The sequence below is a fragment of the Nguyenibacter vanlangensis genome (assembly GCF_013376155.1).
Classification (GTDB): Bacteria; Pseudomonadota; Alphaproteobacteria; order Acetobacterales; family Acetobacteraceae; genus Gluconacetobacter; species Gluconacetobacter vanlangensis.
This window is the reverse complement of sequence record NZ_JABXXP010000465.1, coordinates 1-2,295: the sequence shown is the minus strand read 5'-3', so window position 1 is coordinate 2,295 and position 2,295 is coordinate 1. Positions and strand designations below refer to the sequence as shown.

The window sequence follows — 2,295 nt, the reverse complement described above, 5'->3', positions numbered from 1 at the left end:
CCCCATAGCGCGCGGCGGCGGCCGATGCCTGTCGGGGCGCCGGTCATGAGACCGGTCAGGGCGCGCCGGGCGCGAAGCTGTTGGCCAGCCATTGCCGCATCAGGCTGTAGGCGCGTCGTGCCGCCGCCGGGTCGTAGCGGCACATGCCCGTGGGGGACGTTGCCTCGGTCTCGGTGAAGCAGTGGACGGCGTGGCCGATCACGACGAACTGCCAGGGCGCGGGGGCCTGGCGCATTTCGTCCATGAAGCCGGTGAAGTCGGGGGCGGTCGTGGCGTCGTCCGCCCCGTTCATCGCCAGCACGGCGGCATGAATGGCGCGTGCCCGCGCTGGATCGTCGGTCGTCAGGTTGCCGTGGAACGACACGACGGCCCTGACGTCCGCCCCGCTGCGCGCCAGATCCAGCACCGCGGCGCCGCCGAAGCAGAATCCGATGGCCGCCAGCCGGGCCAAATCGATCGGCGCCGACCCGGCCTGCGCCTTGAGGACCGCCAGCGCGTGGCCGATCCGCCGCCGCATCAGCGCGCGGTCGGCCATCAGGGGCCGGATGGCGGCCATGGATTGTGCGTCGTCCCTGGGCCGGATCGCCGCGCCGTACATATCGGTCAGCAGAATGACGTAATCCTGGCCGGCGATCATGCGCGCCTTGTCGATGGCGATCGCATTCACGCCATGCCAGTTGGGCACCATCACCAGGCCGGGCCGGAGCGTGCGCACCGCGTCGTCATAGACCAGGACGCTGTCGAAGCGCGTGCCGTCCAGCACCCAACTGACGGGACGGGCGACCATATGGGCCTGCGCGATGGCCGGCAGCAGGCAGGCCAGCACGGCCAGCGCGCAGGCCCGGCCGAGCAGGCTCATGCTCCGCTTCGTCACCGCCCGCCTCCCTGGCGCGCGACCGCGTCGACCAGGCGGTCGACGACGGATGGATCGGCGAGGGTGGACAGATCGCCCAGCCCGTCCAGCTCATGCCCCGCGATCTTGCGCAGCAGCCGGCGCACGATCTTGCCGGAGCGGGTCTTGGGCAGGTCCGGCACGAGATAGATCGTCTCGGGCGCCGCGTAGCGGCCGACGACCCGGACGATGGCCTGCGTGGCATGTCCGGCTAGGCCATCCGCCGTCCCGTCGCGCGGCACGGCGAAGACGACCAGCCCCTGCCCCTTGAGATCATGCGCGATTCCAACCGCCGCGCATTCGGCGAAGCGATGGTCGGTCGCCACAGCGTCCTCGATCTCGGCGGAGCCGATCCGGTGGCCGGAGACATTGATGACGTCGTCGACCCGGCCGGTGATCCAGTAATATCCGTCCGAATCGCGCCGCGCCCCGTCGCCTGAAAAATAATAACCCGGCGCGAAGCTGAAATAGGTCTGGCGAAAGCGCGCATGGTCGCCCCAGATCGTCCGTGCCTGCCCCGGCCAGGATTGGGCCATGCACAGGCATCCCTCGCCCTCGCCCGCGATCACGGCGCCCTTGTCCGTCAGCAGCACGCTATGCACCCCCGGCAGCGGCAGCGTGGCCGAACCCGGCTTCTGCGGCACCGAAGCGGGGAGCGGCGCGATCATGATGCCGCCGGTTTCGGTCTGCCACCAGGTATCGACGACGGGACAACGCCCCTGCCCGACGACGTCATGGAACCACAGCCAGGCGTCCGGACTGATCGGTTCGCCGACGCTGCCGAGCAGGCGCAGGCTGGACAGGTCGTGCCGCGCCACGACATCGTCGCCTTCGCGCATCAGGGCGCGGATCGCCGTCGGCGCGGTATAGAAGGTCGTGACCCGGTGGCGGGCGATCACCTGCCACCACCGCCCCGGCGCGGGATGAGAGGGCAGCCCCTCGAACAGCAGGATTGTGCCGCCATTGGCCAGCGGCCCGTACACCACGTAGCTGTGGCCGGTGATCCATGCGACGTCGGCCGTGCACCAGAACACGTCGCCCGGCCGATGATCGAAGACCAGGTCATGCGTGAAGGCGGCCCAGACCATGTAGCCCCCGGTCGCATGGACCATCCCCTTCGGCTTGCCGGTGCTGCCCGAGGTATAGAGCACGAAGAGCGGGTCCTCGGCGGACATCGTCTCGGCCGGACAATCCGCCGCGGCCTGCGCCAGCAGCGGCGCGAGGGCGTAATCGCGCCCGGGCTGCATCGCGATTTCGGCGCCCGTCACCCGCAGCACCAGCAGGGCGCGCACAGCGTGCGCATCGGTGCGCGCCAGGGCCTCGTCCATCATCGCCTTGAGGGGAACGCGTTTGGCGCCGCGCCGCGCCTCGTCCGCGGTGATCGCCACGATCGCACCGCTGTC

2 protein-coding genes are annotated in these 2,295 nt (G+C 70.4%); both read right to left on the bottom strand.

Going from position 1 to position 2,295, the window contains the following annotated elements:
• Positions 1-55: 55 nt before the first annotated feature.
• Entirely contained in the window at positions 56-874 is an 819-nt protein-coding gene (locus HUK84_RS15335) for a dienelactone hydrolase family protein (RefSeq protein WP_317135296.1), read from the bottom strand.
• Positions 871-2,295 (bottom strand): acetate--CoA ligase (locus tag HUK84_RS15330; protein ID WP_176641057.1); only part of this gene is annotated, 1,425 nt, incomplete at its 5' end. The genes HUK84_RS15335 and HUK84_RS15330, both read right to left, overlap by 4 nt.